Annotated in this window: 14 protein-coding genes and 1 tRNA gene; 7 read left to right on the top strand and 8 right to left on the bottom strand. The window is 67.9% G+C overall.

Going from position 1 to position 16,655, the window contains the following annotated elements; translation table 11 throughout:
* Positions 1 to 3: 3 nt before the first annotated feature.
* Positions 4 to 88: transfer RNA gene (locus AB4Z18_RS18955), tRNA-Ser, on the bottom strand.
* 126 nt (positions 89 to 214) lie between these two features.
* Between AB4Z18_RS18955 and AB4Z18_RS18950 the strand changes: the two genes are divergently transcribed.
* Positions 215 to 631 carry a hypothetical protein gene (locus AB4Z18_RS18950; protein WP_441784323.1) on the top strand — a complete coding sequence of 139 codons (417 nt, stop codon included), beginning with the start codon at positions 215 to 217 and terminating at the stop codon, positions 629 to 631.
* Positions 632 to 716: 85 nt separating this feature from the next.
* On the opposite strand, the gene AB4Z18_RS18945 is transcribed toward AB4Z18_RS18950, so the two are convergent.
* The 3 genes from AB4Z18_RS18945 to serS form a co-directional block, all read right to left on the bottom strand.
* Complete coding sequence (locus AB4Z18_RS18945) at positions 717 to 2,006, bottom strand: LCP family glycopolymer transferase (RefSeq protein ID WP_441784322.1); 1,290 nt, start codon at positions 2,004 to 2,006, stop codon at positions 717 to 719.
* 141 nt (positions 2,007 to 2,147) lie between these two features.
* Positions 2,148 to 2,951: an HAD family hydrolase gene (locus AB4Z18_RS18940; RefSeq protein ID WP_441784321.1), complete on the bottom strand. Its 804-nt coding sequence runs from the start codon at positions 2,949 to 2,951 to the stop codon at positions 2,148 to 2,150.
* Entirely contained in the window at positions 2,948 to 4,213 is a 1,266-nt protein-coding gene (gene serS / locus AB4Z18_RS18935; RefSeq protein WP_441784320.1) for a serine--tRNA ligase, read from the bottom strand. Before serS ends, AB4Z18_RS18940 begins: the two co-directional genes overlap by 4 nt.
* Before the next feature lie 44 nt (positions 4,214 to 4,257).
* On the opposite strand from serS, the gene AB4Z18_RS18930 reads away from it, so the two are divergent.
* On the top strand, positions 4,258 to 5,274 hold the full coding sequence (locus AB4Z18_RS18930) for a diacylglycerol/lipid kinase family protein (protein ID WP_441784319.1): 1,017 nt from the start codon (positions 4,258 to 4,260) through the stop codon (positions 5,272 to 5,274).
* Here the strand turns inward: AB4Z18_RS18930 and AB4Z18_RS18925 are convergent.
* Both AB4Z18_RS18925 and pheA read right to left on the bottom strand, forming a co-directional pair.
* Complete coding sequence (locus tag AB4Z18_RS18925; RefSeq protein WP_441784318.1) at positions 5,271 to 5,969, bottom strand: hypothetical protein; 699 nt, start codon at positions 5,967 to 5,969, stop codon at positions 5,271 to 5,273. The two genes, AB4Z18_RS18930 and AB4Z18_RS18925, sit on opposite strands and share 4 nt — an antisense overlap.
* A 39-nt stretch (positions 5,970 to 6,008) precedes the next feature.
* Positions 6,009 to 6,995: a prephenate dehydratase gene (gene pheA / locus AB4Z18_RS18920; protein ID WP_441784317.1), complete on the bottom strand. Its 987-nt coding sequence runs from the start codon at positions 6,993 to 6,995 to the stop codon at positions 6,009 to 6,011.
* A gap of 56 nt (positions 6,996 to 7,051) precedes the next feature.
* Here pheA and pgm point away from each other — a divergent pair, with 56 nt between their 5' ends.
* Positions 7,052 to 8,671: a phosphoglucomutase (alpha-D-glucose-1,6-bisphosphate-dependent) gene (gene pgm, locus AB4Z18_RS18915; protein ID WP_441784316.1), complete on the top strand. Its 1,620-nt coding sequence runs from the start codon at positions 7,052 to 7,054 to the stop codon at positions 8,669 to 8,671.
* A gap of 242 nt (positions 8,672 to 8,913) precedes the next feature.
* Here the strand turns inward: pgm and AB4Z18_RS18910 are convergent, their stop codons facing one another.
* Both AB4Z18_RS18910 and AB4Z18_RS18905 read right to left on the bottom strand, forming a co-directional pair.
* Positions 8,914 to 9,741, bottom strand: coding sequence for a M15 family metallopeptidase (locus AB4Z18_RS18910; protein WP_441784315.1), 828 nt, complete (start codon positions 9,739 to 9,741; stop codon positions 8,914 to 8,916).
* Positions 9,742 to 9,801: 60 nt separating this feature from the next.
* Positions 9,802 to 10,602 carry a DUF1287 domain-containing protein gene (locus AB4Z18_RS18905; RefSeq protein ID WP_441784314.1) on the bottom strand — a complete coding sequence of 267 codons (801 nt, stop codon included), beginning with the start codon at positions 10,600 to 10,602 and terminating at the stop codon, positions 9,802 to 9,804.
* A gap of 408 nt (positions 10,603 to 11,010) precedes the next feature.
* Here AB4Z18_RS18905 and AB4Z18_RS18900 point away from each other — a divergent pair, with 408 nt between their 5' ends.
* The 4 genes from AB4Z18_RS18900 to AB4Z18_RS18885 all read left to right on the top strand — a co-directional run bounded on the left by AB4Z18_RS18900 (position 11,011) and on the right by AB4Z18_RS18885 (position 16,653).
* On the top strand, positions 11,011 to 13,077 hold the full coding sequence (locus AB4Z18_RS18900; protein WP_441784313.1) for an MDR family MFS transporter: 2,067 nt from the start codon (positions 11,011 to 11,013) through the stop codon (positions 13,075 to 13,077).
* Between the two features lie 219 nt (positions 13,078 to 13,296).
* Positions 13,297 to 14,619 carry an ABC transporter substrate-binding protein gene (locus AB4Z18_RS18895; RefSeq protein ID WP_441784312.1) on the top strand — a complete coding sequence of 441 codons (1,323 nt, stop codon included), beginning with the start codon at positions 13,297 to 13,299 and terminating at the stop codon, positions 14,617 to 14,619.
* Between the two features lie 67 nt (positions 14,620 to 14,686).
* Positions 14,687 to 15,760 carry a carbohydrate ABC transporter permease gene (locus AB4Z18_RS18890; protein ID WP_441784311.1) on the top strand — a complete coding sequence of 358 codons (1,074 nt, stop codon included), beginning with the start codon at positions 14,687 to 14,689 and terminating at the stop codon, positions 15,758 to 15,760.
* Positions 15,757 to 16,653: a carbohydrate ABC transporter permease gene (locus AB4Z18_RS18885; RefSeq protein WP_441784310.1), complete on the top strand. Its 897-nt coding sequence runs from the start codon at positions 15,757 to 15,759 to the stop codon at positions 16,651 to 16,653. Before AB4Z18_RS18890 ends, AB4Z18_RS18885 begins: the two co-directional genes overlap by 4 nt.
* Positions 16,654 to 16,655: the final 2 nt, after the last annotated feature.

The raw sequence follows: 16,655 nt of genomic DNA, 5'->3' as shown, positions 1-16,655 counted from the left end.
TCGCGGAGGGCGTGGGATTCGAACCCACGAGACATTTCTGCCCACCAGTTTTCAAGACTGGCTCCATCGGCCGCTCGGACAGCCCTCCCACGCCGGAGTGACCGGCGTCGCCCGATTCTAACGAACCTGGGGCTCCGTCACGATTGCCGGCATTCGGCGTCTTAATACCGGGGGCCGAATTACCGGTCCCCATCGTTTACGAAGGAAAACCCGAATGTCACTCAAGAAGTCCCTCCTGCTTACCGCCGCCGTCACCGCTCTCGCCGTCGCGTCGCTCTCCGGCTGCGCCAGCGTCACCTCTGACGATGTGAAGACCACCTCCACCTCCACCGCTGACAGCAGCGGCTGGAGCTTCTCGGTCGACGGCAAGGACGCCAACCTGGCCTCCCTGCCGTCCGACATCCCGTTCCTCACGGACTACAACGAGGCCAAAGCGACCGGCGACCAGGCCACCGGCGACTTCCAGCTGGCCCTGAAGACCGGCCGCACGAACGCGGTGAAGGACGCCGGCACGAAGCTCGTGGGCGCCGGTTTCACTGCCAAGGGCACGGTCTACACCAGCACCAAGTGGAAGGTCAGCCTCGAAGGAACCGCCGGCCAGGTGCACTACACCATCGCCAAGAACAGCTGATCCCGACTCGGTTCAGGAACGCACCGGGCGCTGCGAGCGACCGGTGCGTTCCGTCGTTAACGACGCACGTGCGTCGAGACGGACCTCAGTCTTGGAACGGCTTGGAGCAGGTGTACTGCGCAGCGGTCTGGCCGTGCACGTCCGAAGGCAGCTCCACCGAGCCGTCGGCGCCGGTCGCAGGAGCCTGCGTGGCGGGCGCGTCAGTGGCGGGCGCCTGCGTCGCCGGAGCCTCGGTCGTGGGAGCCTGCGTCGCGGGCGTCTGCGTGGCGGGCGCGTTCGGGTCGGCCTGCGAACCGACACCGGTGTCGCCGGTGAGCGCGACCGGCTGGTCGTTCTGCAGCGCGCTCATCAGCTGCTGCGCAGCATCCTTCGTCGGCGCGACGCCGTCGCCCTCATAGTGGTTGGGATACTGCACGAACACGACCTTGCTGATGTCGATGTTCTTCAACGCCATGGCCATCGAGACGATGGTGGTCGGATTGTTGAGGCTGTCCGACAGGGTGATGTTGCTCGTCGCCGCCTTCGCCAGGCCGTACAGCTTGACCGGGTTGCTCAGCACGTCAGCGCTCTTCACGGTACGGACGAGCGACGACAGGAAGACCTGCTGGTTGCTGATCCGGCCGAGGTCCGAGCCGTCACCGACGCCGTGGCGGGTGCGGAGGAAGGCGAGTGCCTGCTGGCCCTGCAGTACGTTCTGGCCGGCCTTCACATCCAGGCCCGTGTATGGGTCCTCGATGTCGCCGGCGACGCAGACGGGCACGCCACCGACGGCGTTCGACATCTCGATCACGCCGTCGAACTGGATGACACCGGCGTACGGGATGTCGAGGCCGGTCAGCTTCTCGACCGTCAGCACGGTGCACGCGAGGCCGCCGTAGCTGAGGGAGTTGTTGATCTTCTGGCGGCTCATCGAGTCGAAGCTGCCGCCCTTGGGGTCGGGGCACGACGGGATGGACACGTACATGTCGCGGGGGAAGCTCACGACGGTCGCGTTCTTGTGGTCGGCGGAGACGTGCAGCAGCATCGTCACGTCGTTGAGGTTCTCGCCGCGATCGCCGTAGGCGGAGTTGCCGCCGCCGCTGTCGCTGCCGGCGAGCAGGACGTTGAACGCGCCGTTCATGGCGCCAACACCCGGCGTGACGGTGTTGCCCTTGGTGTCGACCAGCTTGACCGACTTCTTCACGCTGGCGACCACATCCACCGCCGCGTATGCCGCGAGCGAGACGCCCGTCACGCCGAAGACGGCGATGACCGCCACGACGATCTTGAGAAGAGCGGTGAAGGGACGGTGCTGCTTCAGTCGTCCGTGGCGGACCGCTGGTCCTGCCGCCTTCTCCTTCGCGCGCACCTGGGCGCGCGTGGGCATCTCGTTCATTCACTTCCTTCCGGCCGGGCGTGTTCGCGTTCAGAGGCGCATGCCCGAAAGAGCACACGCCGTCTTAAACTCTGGCACGAGAGGCTGGCAATGCTCTGGATGGGCGCGCGTCTTTCCGGCAATCGGCCCGCCCAGCCGAGGTCAGAGCGCGTCGAGCACCAGGGCCAGGCCGTCGTCGACGACCGGCGCGGTGGCCCTCGTCGCGACCGCCTTCACCTCGTCGGGCGCCTGCCCCATCGCGACGCCGAGTCCCTGCTCGGCGGCCCAGGTCAGGAGCTCGATGTCGTTCCGCCCGTCTCCGACGGCGACGACGTTCGAGCGGGGAATGTCGAGGGCGTGGCGCACCCGCTCCATCGCCGTGGCCTTGCTCACGCCGTCGGGCGAGATGTCGAGCCACGCGGTCCAGCCGATCGCGTACGTGACGCGTTGGAGCCCCATCCGGTCGACGATGGAGAGGAACTCCTCCGTGTCGTGCTCGGGCGAGATCACGACGACGCGGGTCGCGGGATGCCGCAGAAGCTCCTCGAACGGCACCTGCTCGGCGTTCACCAGCTCCCAGTCGGTCATGCCTTCGGTGTAGCGGCGGAACCCGGTCGGATCCTCCACCATGAAGCTGCCGCTCGGCAGGTGCGGACGAATAGTCTCCAGCACCTCGGTCGGGTCGAACACCTCGATGAACTCTCGGCGGTAACCGCCCTCGAGGGCGTCATCCCGTTTCATGGTCAGAGCGCCGTTCGCGCAGACGACGAACTCGCTGGTCAGCCCGAACTTCTCGTGGACCGGCCGCGCGGTCTCCCAGCTGCGGCCGGTGGCCAGCATGACCTCGTGCCCGGCGTCGCGGACGCGCGCGACAGCGGCACGGACGGCGTCGCCGATGGACTCGTCCTCGTGGATGAGCGTGCCGTCGACGTCGAGCGCGATCAGCAGCCGGGATGGATCGCTCACCGACGCGTCGGCTCCAGCAGTTCCAGCCCGCCCAGGTAGGGGCGAAGCGGCTCCGGCACCCGCACAGAGCCGTCCTCCTGCTGGTGCGTCTCCAGGATCGCCACCAGCCACCGGGTGGTGGCCAGCGTCCCGTTGAGCGTGGCGACCGGCGCGGTCTTGCCGCTCTCGGTCCGGTACCGGATGTCGAGACGGCGGGCCTGGAACGTGGTGCAGTTCGACGTGGAGGTGAGCTCGCGGTAGCGGCCCTGGGTGGGGATCCACGCCTCGACGTCGTACTTCCGCGCCGCGCTGGAGCCCAGGTCGCCTGCGGCGGTGTCGATGACCCGGTAGCTGAGTCCCAGCTCCTGCATCATCTCCTCCTGCCAGCCGAGGAGCCGCTCGTGCTCGGCCTGCGCCTCCTCGGGTCGGGTATAGACGAACATCTCGAGCTTGTCGAACTGGTGGACGCGGATGATGCCCCGGGTGTCCTTTCCTGCCGAACCCGCCTCGCGGCGGTAGCAGGTGGACCAGCCCGCGTAGCGGATCGGCTGGTCGACCTCGATGATCTCGTCGGAGTGGTAGCCGGCCAGGGCGACCTCGCTCGTACCGGTCAGATAGAGGTCGTCATTTTCGAGGTGGTACACCTCGTCGGCGTGAGCGCCGAGGAATCCGGTGCCCTGCATGATCTCCGGCTTCACCAGCGTCGGCGTGATCATCGGGATGAAGTCGTTCTGCAGCGCCTTGTCGAGCGCCATGTTCATGAGCGCGAGCTCGAGCCGCGCGCCGATGCCGCGGAGGTAGGAGAACCGGGCGCCCGCGACCTTCGCGCCGCGGACCATGTCGATCGCGCCGAGGAGCTCACCGAGTTCGAGGTGGTCGCGCGGCTCAAAGCCGAACTCCGGGATGTCGCCGACCGTCTTCAGGACGACGTAGTCATCCTCGCCGCCGGCGGGCACGCCCTCCACGATCGGGTTCCCGATGCTGCGGACCAGCTGCTCGAAGCGCGCATCGGCGTCGTTCGCGGCCTGCTGCGCCTCCTTCACCCGACCGGCGAGCTGCTGGGCCTGGGCGACGAGCTCCTTCTTCTGCTCCTTGGGCGCTTGAGCCACCTGCTTGCCGAACGCGTTCTGCTCGGCCCGCAGCTCCTCGAACGCGGTGATGGCGGCGCGACGCTCGATGTCGGCCTGGATGGCCTCATCCACCAGCTGCACGGAGTCGCCGCGGGCCTCCTGGGAGTGCCGGATGACATCGGGATTCTCGCGGAGGAGCACAGGATCGATCACCTGACCAGCTTATCGACCGCTGCCGAACAGGTAGCGTGAAGCTCGTGAACGGACGGGGCGGGGAGCAGCGCACCATCGTCGCGGTCGTCTACAACCCGGTCCGGGTGGATGTGCCCCGCGTCCGCGCCGCCGTTGAGGCGGCCGTCGCCGCGGCCGAAGCGGCGACCCCCGAGACCACCGGGCACGAACTGCTGTGGCTCGAGACCACCCCGGACGAAGGCGGTCAGGCACAGGTCCGTGAGGCGCTCGACGCGGGCGCAACGCTCGTGCTGGCCGCGGGCGGGGACGGGACGGTGCGGGCGGTCGCCGAGGAACTGCGCGATCGGGACGCGACCCTCGGCATCATCCCCGGAGGCACCGGGAACCTGCTCGCCCGCAACCTCGGCATCCCGTTCGCGAGTGTCGAGAACGCCTGTGCCGTGGCCCTCTCGGGCGAGACGCGGCGCATCGACCTCGGCATCGCCTCGGCGCATCGGCCGGACGGGTCGGTGAGCGAGCACGCGTTCCTGGTCATGGCGGGCGTGGGCATCGACGCCGCCGTGATCGCGACCGCCAGCCCGTCGCTGAAGCGCAGATTCGGCTGGCTGGCCTACGTCGACGCGGCGTTCCGAGCGCTTCCGACGTCGTCGAAGGTCCGCATCCGGTACCGCCTCGACCACGGCCACGAGCGGTCGGCGCACGTCAGCACCATCCTGGTCACCAACGTCGGCACGATGCCGGGGAACATCGAACTGATCCCGGACGGCGCGGTCGACGACGGGATGCTCGATGTCGCGATCCTGCAGCCCGCCACGGTCTTCGGCTGGCTGGCCATCTGGCGGAAGGTGACGTGGGAGAACCGGGTGCTCCGCAAGTCGAGCGTCGGCCGGCGCATCATCCGCTTCACCGATCGCGCGGTGCGCACCCGCCTCAGCTACCTGCGCGGTGCGTCCGTGCAACTGGAGGTGGATGCGCCGGAGCCGTTCGAGCTCGACGGGGATGCGTTCGGCGAGGTGCTCGGCCTCGACCTGCGGGTCGACGAACTCGGCCTTCGCGTGAAGGTGCCGGCCGCCGCGCTCTAGAGCTCCTCCAGGTCCGGACCGATGCGGTCACCCGTGGCGCTCTGACGGCGGGTGCGACGGCCCGCCACTGCGGTCAGGAAGAGCAGTCCGACGAGGGTGAGCAGCCCCACCGTGATCAGCGGGCTCGCAAGCATCCACCCCAGCTGGGCGAAGACGAGCGAGCCGACGTCGGTGCTCGGGGTCGGACCGCTGTACGACGACGTCACGGAGATGCAGTAGAGGACGATGCCGAGTAGGACGAACCCGCCGCCGACCAGCCACAGAGCCAGCACGATCGGGTTGCGCCGCGGGTCGAGTTCGAGCCGGTCCCAGAAACCCGGGCCGGCAGCAGCGGGAGCACCGGCGGCCGCCTCTCCTGGGCCATAGCCGGGCGTGTAGTCGGGGCTAGCCGTCGAGGGACTGGCGTACGCCGAGGGGTCGTCGCCCACCGTCGTCGCGCGGTCGTCGGCGAGCGCGAGGGACGCCATTTCGTACGGGCTCACCGGTTCTGCCGGCGCAGCGGTCGCCGGAGCGGCCGGCGCCTCCCGGCCGCGCAGCAGCGACGACGGTCGGCGGTACGCGGCATCCGGAGCGTCGGCGCGGACGCGGGTGCGCGGCCGCTCACCGGGCTGCGGCTGGTAGCCGCGCTGAAAAGTGGCGTCGTAGCGCGGATCGAAGCCGCCACCACCTGTGTCGTCACGTTCCTCGGCGACCATGATGACCTCCCGACTGTGCAGTGCTGTCCTGTGCGCAGCCTACGCCGGGGCGTCGTCGATGAGGGAGGTGAGCCACTGCCGCGCCTCGGTGAAGACGTCGTCGCGGTAGCGCTGGTCGAACTCCACCGCCTGGCCGTCCGCTCGCGGGTACGAGCCGAGGAAGATGACCGACGGACTGAACCGCCGGAGGCCCAGCAGTGCGTCGGCGACCCGCTCGTCGTGGATGTGACCGTCGGCGTCGATCACGAACCGGTACCGGCCGAGGGCGTCGCCGATCGGGCGCGACTCGATGAGACTCAGGTTGACGCCGCGGGTGGAGAACTGCTCGAGCAGGTCGAGCAGGCTTCCGGGCCGGTCGTCGGGCAGCTCGGCGATGAGGCTGGTCTTGTCGGCGCCCGTGGACTCCGGCACGCTGCGGGTCGTGCTCACCAGGACGAACCGGGTCACCGCGTTCGGGTTGTCGCCGATGTTCTCGGCAAGCACGACGACGTCGTGGTGGTCGACGATCCCCGGAGGGGCGACCGCCGCATCCGCGGCACTCCCCTCGAACAGCGACGCGGCCGCCGCCACATTGCTGGACGCCGGGATGTGCCCGTGCTCGGGCAGGTGACGGTCGAGCCACTGGTGGCACTGCGCGTATGCGACGGGATGCGCGTTCACGGTGCGCACGTCCGCGAGGGTGGTGCCCGGGCGGGCGACGAGGACGAAGTTCACCGGCACGAGGTACTCGCCGATGATGCGGAGACCCGGGATGGTGGCCAGCGCATCCTGAGCAACCGAGACGCCGCCCTCGATCGAGTTCTCGATCGCGATCATGGCGGCGACGCTGCGGCCCTCCACCACGTCGGCGAGCGCCTCGCCGAGGTTATTGACCGCACGCCACTGCTTGCCCCGCGCCTCCGGGACCTGCTTGAGCGCCGCCTCCGTGAACGTGCCCGACGGCCCGAGGAAGCTGTACACGTCATCGAGGGAGGCGGGCAGCTCGGCGCGGGCGCCGACGGGGTCGTCGGCCGGGTCGGTGGACATGCCGCTCAGCTTATCGAGCCGTTGGCCTGGCCCCTTCGCCGTGGAAGAGTAGGAGCATGGACGAACGAGCCGGCACCCCCGCGCAGCCTTCCGACCTGATCGACGTCGACGCCCTGCGGCGCGCGTACTACGAGCTGAAGCCGGATGTGAACATCCCGGAGCAGCGCGTGGTGTTCGGCACCTCCGGCCATCGCGGTTCGTCGCTGAATACCGCCTTCAACGAGGACCACATCGCCGCCACCACGCAGGCGATCGTGGAGTACCGCAACAGCCAGGGCATCACCGGGCCGCTCTTCATCGGCGCCGACACCCACCTGCTCAGCGAGTTCGCGACGACGACCGCGCTCGCCGTGCTGGTCGCCAACGAGGTGCGCGTGCTGGTCGACGAGTTCGACGACTGGGTGCCCACCCCGGCCGTCTCGCACGCCATCATCCGGTACAACCGCGCCGGCCATGACGACCAGGCAGACGGCATCGTCGTCACCCCGAGCCACAACCCGCCCTCCGACGGCGGCTTCAAGTACAACCCGCCGCACGGCGGACCGGCCGACACGGACGCGACCAGCTGGATCGCCAAGCGGGCGAACGAGATCATCGCGAACGGGATGACCGAGGTGCGGATGGCGGAGCCGTCCGGTGTCGAGACGTACGACTTCCGCGGGAACTACGTCGCCGACCTCAAGAACATCATCGACTTCCGCGCGATCAAGGACAGCGGCATCCGCATCGGCGCCGACCCCCTCGGCGGCGCGAGCGTCAACTACTGGCAGGCGATCGCCGACCGCTACGAGCTCGACCTGACCGTGGTGAACCCGGACGTCGACCCGGCGTGGAGCTTCATGACGCTTGACTGGGACGGCAAGATCCGGATGGACCCGTCGAGCCCTTCGGCGATGGCCTCGGTGGTCGCCCGTCGCGCCGACTTCGACATCCTCACCGGCAACGATGCGGACGCCGACCGCCACGGCATCGTCACGCCCGACGGCGGCCTGATGAACCCGAACCACTACCTCGCGGTGGCGATCGACTACCTGTTCCGGACGCGCACCGAGTGGCGCAAGGATGCGGCGGTCGGCAAGACCCTCGTCTCGTCGTCGATCATCGACCGCGTGGCCGAGTCGCTCGGACGCCGGCTCTGGGAGGTCCCGGTCGGCTTCAAGTGGTTCGTGCCCGGGCTCATCGACGGCACCGTCGGCTTCGGCGGCGAAGAGAGCGCCGGCGCCAGCTTCCTCCGATTCGACGGGACGGCGTGGACGACCGACAAGGACGGCATCCTGCTTGCCCTGTTGGCCAGTGAGATCCGCGCGGTGACGGGCAAGTCGCCGTCGGAGCTGTACCGAGAGCTGACCGAGCGCTTCGGCGACCCGGTGTACCAGCGGGTGGATGCGCCCGCGAGTCCCGAGCAGAAGGCCGCGCTCTCGAAGCTCGACGGCGACGCCATCACCGCCACGGAACTCGCCGGCGAACCGATCACGGCGAAGCTCAGCCGCGCGCCGGGCAACGACGCCGCGCTCGGCGGCGTCAAGGTGCAGACGGAGACGGCCTGGTTCGCCGCGCGCCCCTCAGGAACCGAGAACGTCTACAAGATCTACGCCGAGTCGTTCGTGGGCGAGGACAACCTGCGTGAGGTGCAGGAGGAGGCCAGGCGCATCGTGGGCGAGGCGCTCGGCGGCTGACGATCAGCCGATTCGTCGCAAAGCCAGCGTCGGAGAGATTGGCCCGAATCTCCGACCGACCGCGGTGGCGATGGAGATTCGCGTGGTCCCGACGCCCGTCTCCGGCGCAAGGTCGCTGATCTCCGACGCTGGCGGCTAGTAGGCGGCAGCCTCGCGCATGAGAAGAGCATGCGGTCGAGTGAGGATTCGGCACGAATCACCGCTTCGGCGGGGCCGAAGTGCACATTCGGCCCGAATCGCCGCTAGGGGTAGGCGGTGCCGCCGGGGAGGGCGAAGAACTCCTCGAGGGTGGTCACGCCGGTGGTGTGCAGCTGCGTGGACAGCGGTACGCCGACATAGCGGAAGTGCCACGGCTCGTAGGTGAAGCCCGTGACGGCGACCTTGTCGGCGGGATACCGCAGGATGAAGCCGAACCGCCAGGAGTTCGCCGCGAGCCAGCGGCCCTGCGCGGTGTCGCCGAAGCACGCGTCCAGCGAGCACTGCGCAGGGACGGCGCTGATGTCGACCGCCAGCCCGGTCTGGTGCTCGCTGTGGCCGGGTCGCGCTGTGTCGGTGTCGGCGTAGGCCTGGCCGTTGCGCGCGACGTCGTCGTCGTACACCCCGGTCTGCGACTCGAGGGATCGATAAGCGCTCTGCACGGAGAAGTCGAGGCCCGCCTCGGCCTTGCCCGCGTGGAACATGCTGACCAGGGCCGCCGCCGTCTCCTGGCGCATGGGCTGGTGGTTCAGGTTCGGGACGTCCGGGTACGTGAGGTCGGCGGGCACGAACTGCAGCGGGTTCAGCCCACGCGGCTTGTTGACCACGACCCAGGGGCTGGCCGGGTCATCGGTAGACTGCGCCGCCTTGTCGAACCCGACGATGAGCGGGATCGGCGGGATGGACGGGGTCGGAGTCGGACGCGGCGGCCGCGGAGTAGGCGACGACCGGTGGGGCGTCGAGCGGTGCGTCGCGGCCGCAGAAACAGGCCCCGTTGCGCATCCCGTCAGAACCAGCACCGTCATCACGGCGCACGCCGTCACGACAGCGCGCAGTCCACTTGCCCGCCGTACGCGGGCACCCCCCAGAGTCACGCGCTGAGCATAGCTCACGCGCGTGTCGCGGCCACGAAGGTGTGGCCGGAATCATCCGCCCTACTTGGACAGGCTCCAGAAGTGGCCGATGCCGCCCGGGTGGTCCACCGTGATGGCCTCGTCGAGGTCGCGGTAGTCGCTGTCCTCGTTGTGGCCCACCATCTTGATCTTGATCTGACCGTTGACGTTCTGCACTCCGGACACGATCTGCACGTGGTCGAGCGAGTTGTTGTCGTTCCAGTCGAACATGACGATGTCGCCGACCTTGATCTTGTCGCGCTGGTCGAACGAGTACTCGGTGAGCCCCAGCTGCGCGGCGTTCTCTCGGAAGTAGTTGTCCATCGCGGGCACATAACCCCAGGCCGGGCTCCAGTCTGCGGCGGCGTCGCGGTTGTACCACTCGTCGTTCATCTGCCAGCCGCGCGCGAGGAGGGTCTGGCTGACGAAGTTGGCGCAGTCTCCACCCACGGGGTTGAGGTCGCCGAACTCCTTCGAGTTGTAGTTCTTCCAGTAGGTCAGCGCGTAGGCCAGCTGCTTGTCGACCGGCGTCTGCACCTGGTAGTCGTACGTGCTCGCGGTCGTGCTGACGGGCTTCCCGCTCTTGTCGGTGACGGTGATCGGCACGCTGCCCGCCTGGAAGTTGGCAGCGGCGGGGACGTTCACGACCACCTTGTCGTCGGTCGCCTGAGCGACGCTCGCGGGCTGCCCGCCCACCTGGACGGCGGCGACCTTCTCGAGGTTCGTGCCCGTCAGGGTGACCGTGCCGCCCGAGACGCTACCGGCGGCCGGCTGGACCGACGAGACGACCGTCGCTGCGGGCGACGGAGTCGGGGCGGCAGCCTGGGCGACGGCCTTCGTCACCGGAGAAGGCTCGCCTGCGCAGGCGGAGAAAACGAGCGCAGCGGATGCCGCCACGGCGGCGGCAGCAAAGATTCGGCGGGTGCGGCTGAGAGAACTCATACAACTTTCGAGGGGGTTTCAGAGGCGGTCGGACATCTGCTCTTTCACGGTACGCCTCCTCCTTTTGCGTAACCTGGATAGGGGCCAGATCCGTTCGTTTTGCACCACCTCGGCAGCCCTGGAACACCTGGGCGTCAGCCGCCGTTCGCCCCTGGCGAACGCGCGCGGGCTGTGGCCCGGTCCAATGCGTTGTGGCATAGGTGGCACGGGGTGTAACTTTGCAGTCTCCGCAAAATTTTCTTTGCCCCACACCGGTGTGACGTTCCGCGTGCCGGGCGTCCCCTCACCCGACTCTCGACACGGAGACAGATGTCCAGTCAGACCAGTACGGCGCCAGCCGCCCCGCAACCGATCATGTCGCATCGCGCGATCCTGCTCGTGATCTTCGGCCTCATGGCCGGCATGTTCCTGTCCGCCCTCGATCAGACGATCGTCGGAACGGCGATCCGCACGATCGGCGATGACCTGCACGGTCTGAGCCAGCAGGCGTGGGTCACCACCGGATACCTGATCGTCTCGACGATCTCGACGCCGATCTACGGCAAGCTGTCCGACATCTTCGGCCGGCGCCCGCTGTTCGTGATCGCCATCCTGATCTTCATCGCCGGCTCGATCCTCGCCTCGTTCTCGACCTCTATGGTCGAGCTCGCGGCCTTCCGTGCCATCCAGGGCCTCGGCGCCGGTGGTCTGATGTCGATGCCGCTGGCGATCATGGGCGACATGCTCGCGCCACGCGAGCGGGCGAAGTACCAGGGGTACTTCCTCGCCGTCTTCGGTGTCTCCAGCCTCATCGGCCCACTGATCGGCGGCCTGTTCGCCGGGGCGGACCAGATCCTGGGGATCACCGGCTGGCGCTGGGTGTTCCTGATCAACGTGCCGATCGGCCTGATCGCGCTCGCGATGGTCCTGCGCTTCCTGCACCTGCCCAAGCGTGAACGCGGGTCCGCCCGCATCGACTGGTGGGGCGCCACGGGGGTCATCGTCGCCCTGGTGCCACTCCTGCTGGTGGCCGAGCAGGGCCGCGAGTGGGGCTGGGACAGCCCGGCGTCGATCGCCTGCTACATCATCGGCGGCGTCGGCATCATCGCGTTCATCCTCATCGAGATCGCGATGAAGGACGACGCGCTCATCCCGATCAAGCTGTTCCGCTCGAGCACCTTCTCCATGGCGACCATCATCGGCGTCTTCGTCGGCTTCGGGATGTTCGGCGCCATGCTGACCCTTCCGCTCTACCTGCAACTGGTGCTCGGCTCCACCCCGACCGAGTCGGGGCTGCAGCTGCTGCCGATGATCCTGGGTCTGATGATCTCCTCGATCGTCTCCGGCCAGATCATCGCGCGAACGGGCCGCTACCGGCAGTTCCCGATCATCGGAACGGCGATGCTCGCGGGCGGATTCTTCTACCTGACCTTCATCAAGTACGACGACTCGTACTGGTTCATCGCGGGCGCCATGCTCCTCATCGGCCTGGGCCTCGGCCAGCTGATGCAGACGCTCACCATCGCAAGCCAGAACTCGGTGGGCCTGCGGGATATGGGTGTCGCGACCAGCGCATCCACCTTCTTCCGCCAGATCGGTGGAACGCTGGGCACGGCCGTCCTGCTCTCGCTGCTGTTCACGGTGTTCCCGTCGAACATCAAGACCGCCCTGGTCGACACTCCGACGCTGACCAGCGCTCTGGATGCGGCGCTCACCCCGTCGGTCGCCAGCGCGCCGGAGAACAAGCAGATCATGCAGCAGATCTACACTCCGATCGTCACCCCGATCGAGAAGCAGGCGCAGACCGCGGCCCACGCAGCCGGCGTGCAGTCGCTGGTCGCGAAGGGCATCCCGCAGGATGTCGCCGAGCAGCAGGTCCCTGCCGCGCCGATCGACTTCTCGAACGCGGACCAGCGCCAGGCGGTGGTCGACAAGGCCGCACCGGCGGTCGAGGACAAGCTCAAGGCGTCCGACAGCGGCTCGAGCAGCGCTGACGTGAACGACACGTCGTTCCTGAACGATGCCGACCCGCGGCTCTCCAAGCCGTTCCTCGTCGCGTTCAACGCCTCCGCCGTGACGGTCTACTGGGTGGCGATGATCGTGGTGCTGATCGCATTCGTGCTGTCGCTGTTCTTCAAGACCCCGCCGCTGCGTGCCAAGTCGGCTCTGCAGGAGGCCGCGGATGACGCGGCGGACGCCGCGGACGCCCAGGCCGAGAAGGAGCGGGCGCTCACGCCGGCAGGCGTTCTGGCGTCGGCGGCCGAGGACGACGACGCCGAGAACTACGACGTCGGGCTTCTCGCGAACCGCGCAGCGAACGAGTTTGGTGCGCTGGTCGAGCCGGGTGCGGATACAGCATCCACTCGGGCTCAGCGCCCGCGGCCCGCGATCGACTGACTCCCGCACGCCGAATCGGCCGTCACCCTCCCCGGGTGGCGGCCGTTTCGCGTATGTGCCGGAAAGACGCGGATGAGAGCGCGATCACAAAAGACTTGACAGAAGCAGGAACGACGATCTAGATTCTGTTCGAACGCGTGAGAGCGCTCTCACGCCTTTCGAATGAGAGCGCTCTCAAGCGCACCAGGCGCACACCACACACGCACAAAGGAGTGACCCGTGAAGCTTTCACGACGCACCAGGATCGCCGCAGCCGTCGCCGGCGCGGCATCCTTCGCCCTCATCGCAGCCGGCTGTTCATCGAGCGGCGGCAGCGGTTCCAGCTCGGACCCCGTCACGCTGACCGTCACCACGTTCGGCACGATGGGCTTCGACAAGCTCTACTCGCAGTACGAGAAGGAGCACCCGGGGGTCAAGATCAAGGCCACCAACATCGACACCGGTGACAACGCCCTCACCGACTGGCAGACGAAGCAGGCGGCCGGAAGCGGCCTCCCCGACGTCCAGGCGGTCGAAGAAGGCTGGCTCAGCAAGGTCATGCAGGTCTCGGACCAGTTCAACGACCTCAAGGACTACGGCGCGAACGACATCAAGGACCGCTGGGTCGACTGGAAGCTGAAGCAGGCCACCGACAAGAGCGGCCGCATCATCGGCTACGGCACCGACATCGGGCCGGAGGGCCTCTGCTACAACGGCAAGCTCCTCGCCGCGGCGGGCCTGCCCAGCGACCGCGAGTCGGTCGCGAAGCTCTTCGGCGGCGAGAACGCCACGTGGGACGACTTCTTCAAGGTCGGCGAGCAGTACCACGCCGCGACCGGCAAGCCGTTCTACGACCAGTCCGGGTTCATCTGGAACGCCATGGTGAACCAGCAGGATGAGGGCTACTACACCAAGGACGGCAAGCTCAACATCGAGGACAACAGCGACCTCAAGGCGCTGTGGTCGAAGCTCGCAGGCGGCGCTGCCGCCGGGCTCTCCTCCAACCAGACCCAGTGGGACTGGGGCAAGGGCAAGGCGTTCACCGACGGCTCGTTCGCCACGTTCGTCTGCCCGGGCTGGATGCTCGGCGTCGTTCAGGGTCAGGTCAAGGCCGGCGGCGGAGACGCCACCACCGGCTGGGACTTCGCCAACGTGTTCCCGGGCGGCGCAGCCAACTGGGGCGGATCGTTCCTGACGGTCCCGAAGCAGTCGAAGCACCCGAAGGAGGCCGCTGCCCTCGCCGCCTGGCTGACCACCGCCAAGTCGCAGGTCCAGACCTTCCAGGCCGCGGGCACGTTCCCGTCCGTGACCGCCGCGCAGACCGACTCCGGTGTGACCGGTGAGAGCGACCTGACGAAGTTCTTCAACAACGCTCCCGTCGGCCAGATCCTCGGCGAGCGCGCGAAGGGCGTCGTCGCCCAGTACAAGGGACCGGACGACTCCGTCATCCAGTCTCAGGTCTTCGGGCCGTCCGTGCAGGAGCTCGACTCCCGCAAGGCGAACGGCGACCAGGCGTGGAGCAACGCGATGACGCTGCTCAACCAGCTGGTCGTCAACAAGTAACCCGAAACCACACCCGGGCCCCCGCTGTACCCGAACGGCGGGGGCCCGCATCACGGGGAGATCCACCATGACCACCACCGCCACCACCGCCCGGGATGACGCCGCAGCCGCCGCACCGTCGTCGCCGCGGAAACGTGCCCCGCGCACCGAGCTCACCTACAAGCAGCGCCTGAACCGCTTCGATGTGAAGGCGTCACCGTACTTCTACATCGCGCCGTTCTTCGTTCTCTTCGCCCTCGTCGGGCTGTTCCCGCTCATCTACACGTTCGTCGTCTCGCTCAACAACTGGAACCTGCTCACAGGGCCGGGCGAGTGGGTCGGCTTCAAGAACTACGCGACCGAGCTGAGCGATCCGTTCTTCTGGAACTCGCTGTTCAACACCATCAGCATCTTCCTGCTCTCCGCCATCCCGCAGCTGATCGCAGCCGTCTTCATCGCCGCGATCCTCGACCAGAACATCCGCTCGAAGACGTTCTGGCGGATGAGCGTGCTGCTCCCCTACGTCGTCACCCCGGTCGCGGTGACCCTGATCTTCTCGAGCGCGTTCGACGAGAAGTACGGCCTGATCAACAACATGCTGCAGGCCATCGGCGTCGACCCTGTGATGTGGAAGACCGAGACGTTCCCGTCGCACGTAGCCATCGCCTCCATGGTGAACTGGCGCTGGACGGGCTACAACGCGCTCATCCTGCTGGCGGCCATGCAGGCGGTGCCCCGCGACATCCACGAGTCGGCCGCCCTCGACGGCGCCGGGTCGTTCCGCCGCTTCTTCTCGATCACGCTGCCGAGCATCCGCCCCACCATGATCTTCGTGATCATCACGGCCACGATCGGAGGCCTGCAGATCTTCACAGAGCCGAAGCTGTTCAACCCGTCGAGCGCCGTGCCGGGTGGTCCGCAACGGCAGTACCAGACGACCGTGCTCTACCTGTGGGATATGGCGTTCAACCGGCAGAACTTCGGCAAGGCGTCCGCGATCGCGTGGATGCTGTTCCTGCTCATCGTGATCTTCGGCGTCCTCAACTTCCTGATCTCGCGGCGGATCGCCTCCACCGAGTCGCGGCTGCATCGCAAACGGACCGCCAGACGACTGCAGGCCTCGCGCATCCTGGCCGCAGCGAGCGAGGAGAAGAACCTGTGACCGCCACAGCGCGCACCGAGCGCACCACGCCCACCCGCCCGGCCGCAGCCCGTGCCCCCAAGCGACGGGCGCTCGGCATCGACCGCCGGCCCGGCTTCCTGACCTACGGCATCCTGCTCGCCCTCTTCATCGGCGGCGCCTATCCGCTGTGGTGGTCGTTCGTCGCAGGCTCGAGCAACAGCACCGTGCTGACCTCCACCTGGCCGCCGCTGCTGCCGGGCGGACAGTTCTGGACGAACATCGGCCAGGTGCTGGACACCGTGCCCTTCTGGCTCGCACTCGGCAACTCGATCATCGTCGCCTCGGTGATCACGCTGTCGGTCGTCGCGTTCTCCACGCTCGCCGGCTACGCGTTCGCGAAGCTGCGCTTCCGCGGACGGGAAGGCCTGATGATCTTCGTGGTGGGCACGCTGGCCGTCCCGACGCAGCTCGGCATCATCCCGCTGTTCATGGTGATGAAGCAGTTCGGCTGGACCGGCACGCTCGGCGCGGTCATCGTGCCGACGCTGGTCACCGCGTTCGGCGTGTTCTTCATGCGGCAGTACCTGGTCGACGTCATCCCCGAGGAGCTCATCGAGGCCGCCCGTGTCGACGGGGCGAGCATGATCCGCACCTTCTGGCATGTCGGAGTGCCGGCCGCGCGTCCCGCGATGGCGATCCTCGGCCTCTTCACGTTCATGACCGCGTGGACGGACTACCTCTGGCCGCTGCTCGTCGCGCCGCAGAATCCGACGCTGCAGGTGGCGCTCAGCCAGCTGCAGTCGGCCAAGTACGTCGACTACTCGATCGTGCTCGCCGGAGCCGTGCTCGCCACCATCCCCCTGCTGATCCTCTTCGTGCTCGCCGGCCGGCAGCTTGTCTCCGGCATCATGGCGGGCGCGGTGAAAGGTTGAGA

The sequence above is a fragment of the Leifsonia sp. 2TAF2 genome (assembly GCF_052115085.1).
Classification (GTDB): domain Bacteria; phylum Actinomycetota; class Actinomycetes; order Actinomycetales; family Microbacteriaceae; genus Leifsonia.
The sequence above is the reverse complement of the archived record's forward strand: the minus strand, read 5'-3'. Positions and strand labels throughout refer to the sequence as shown.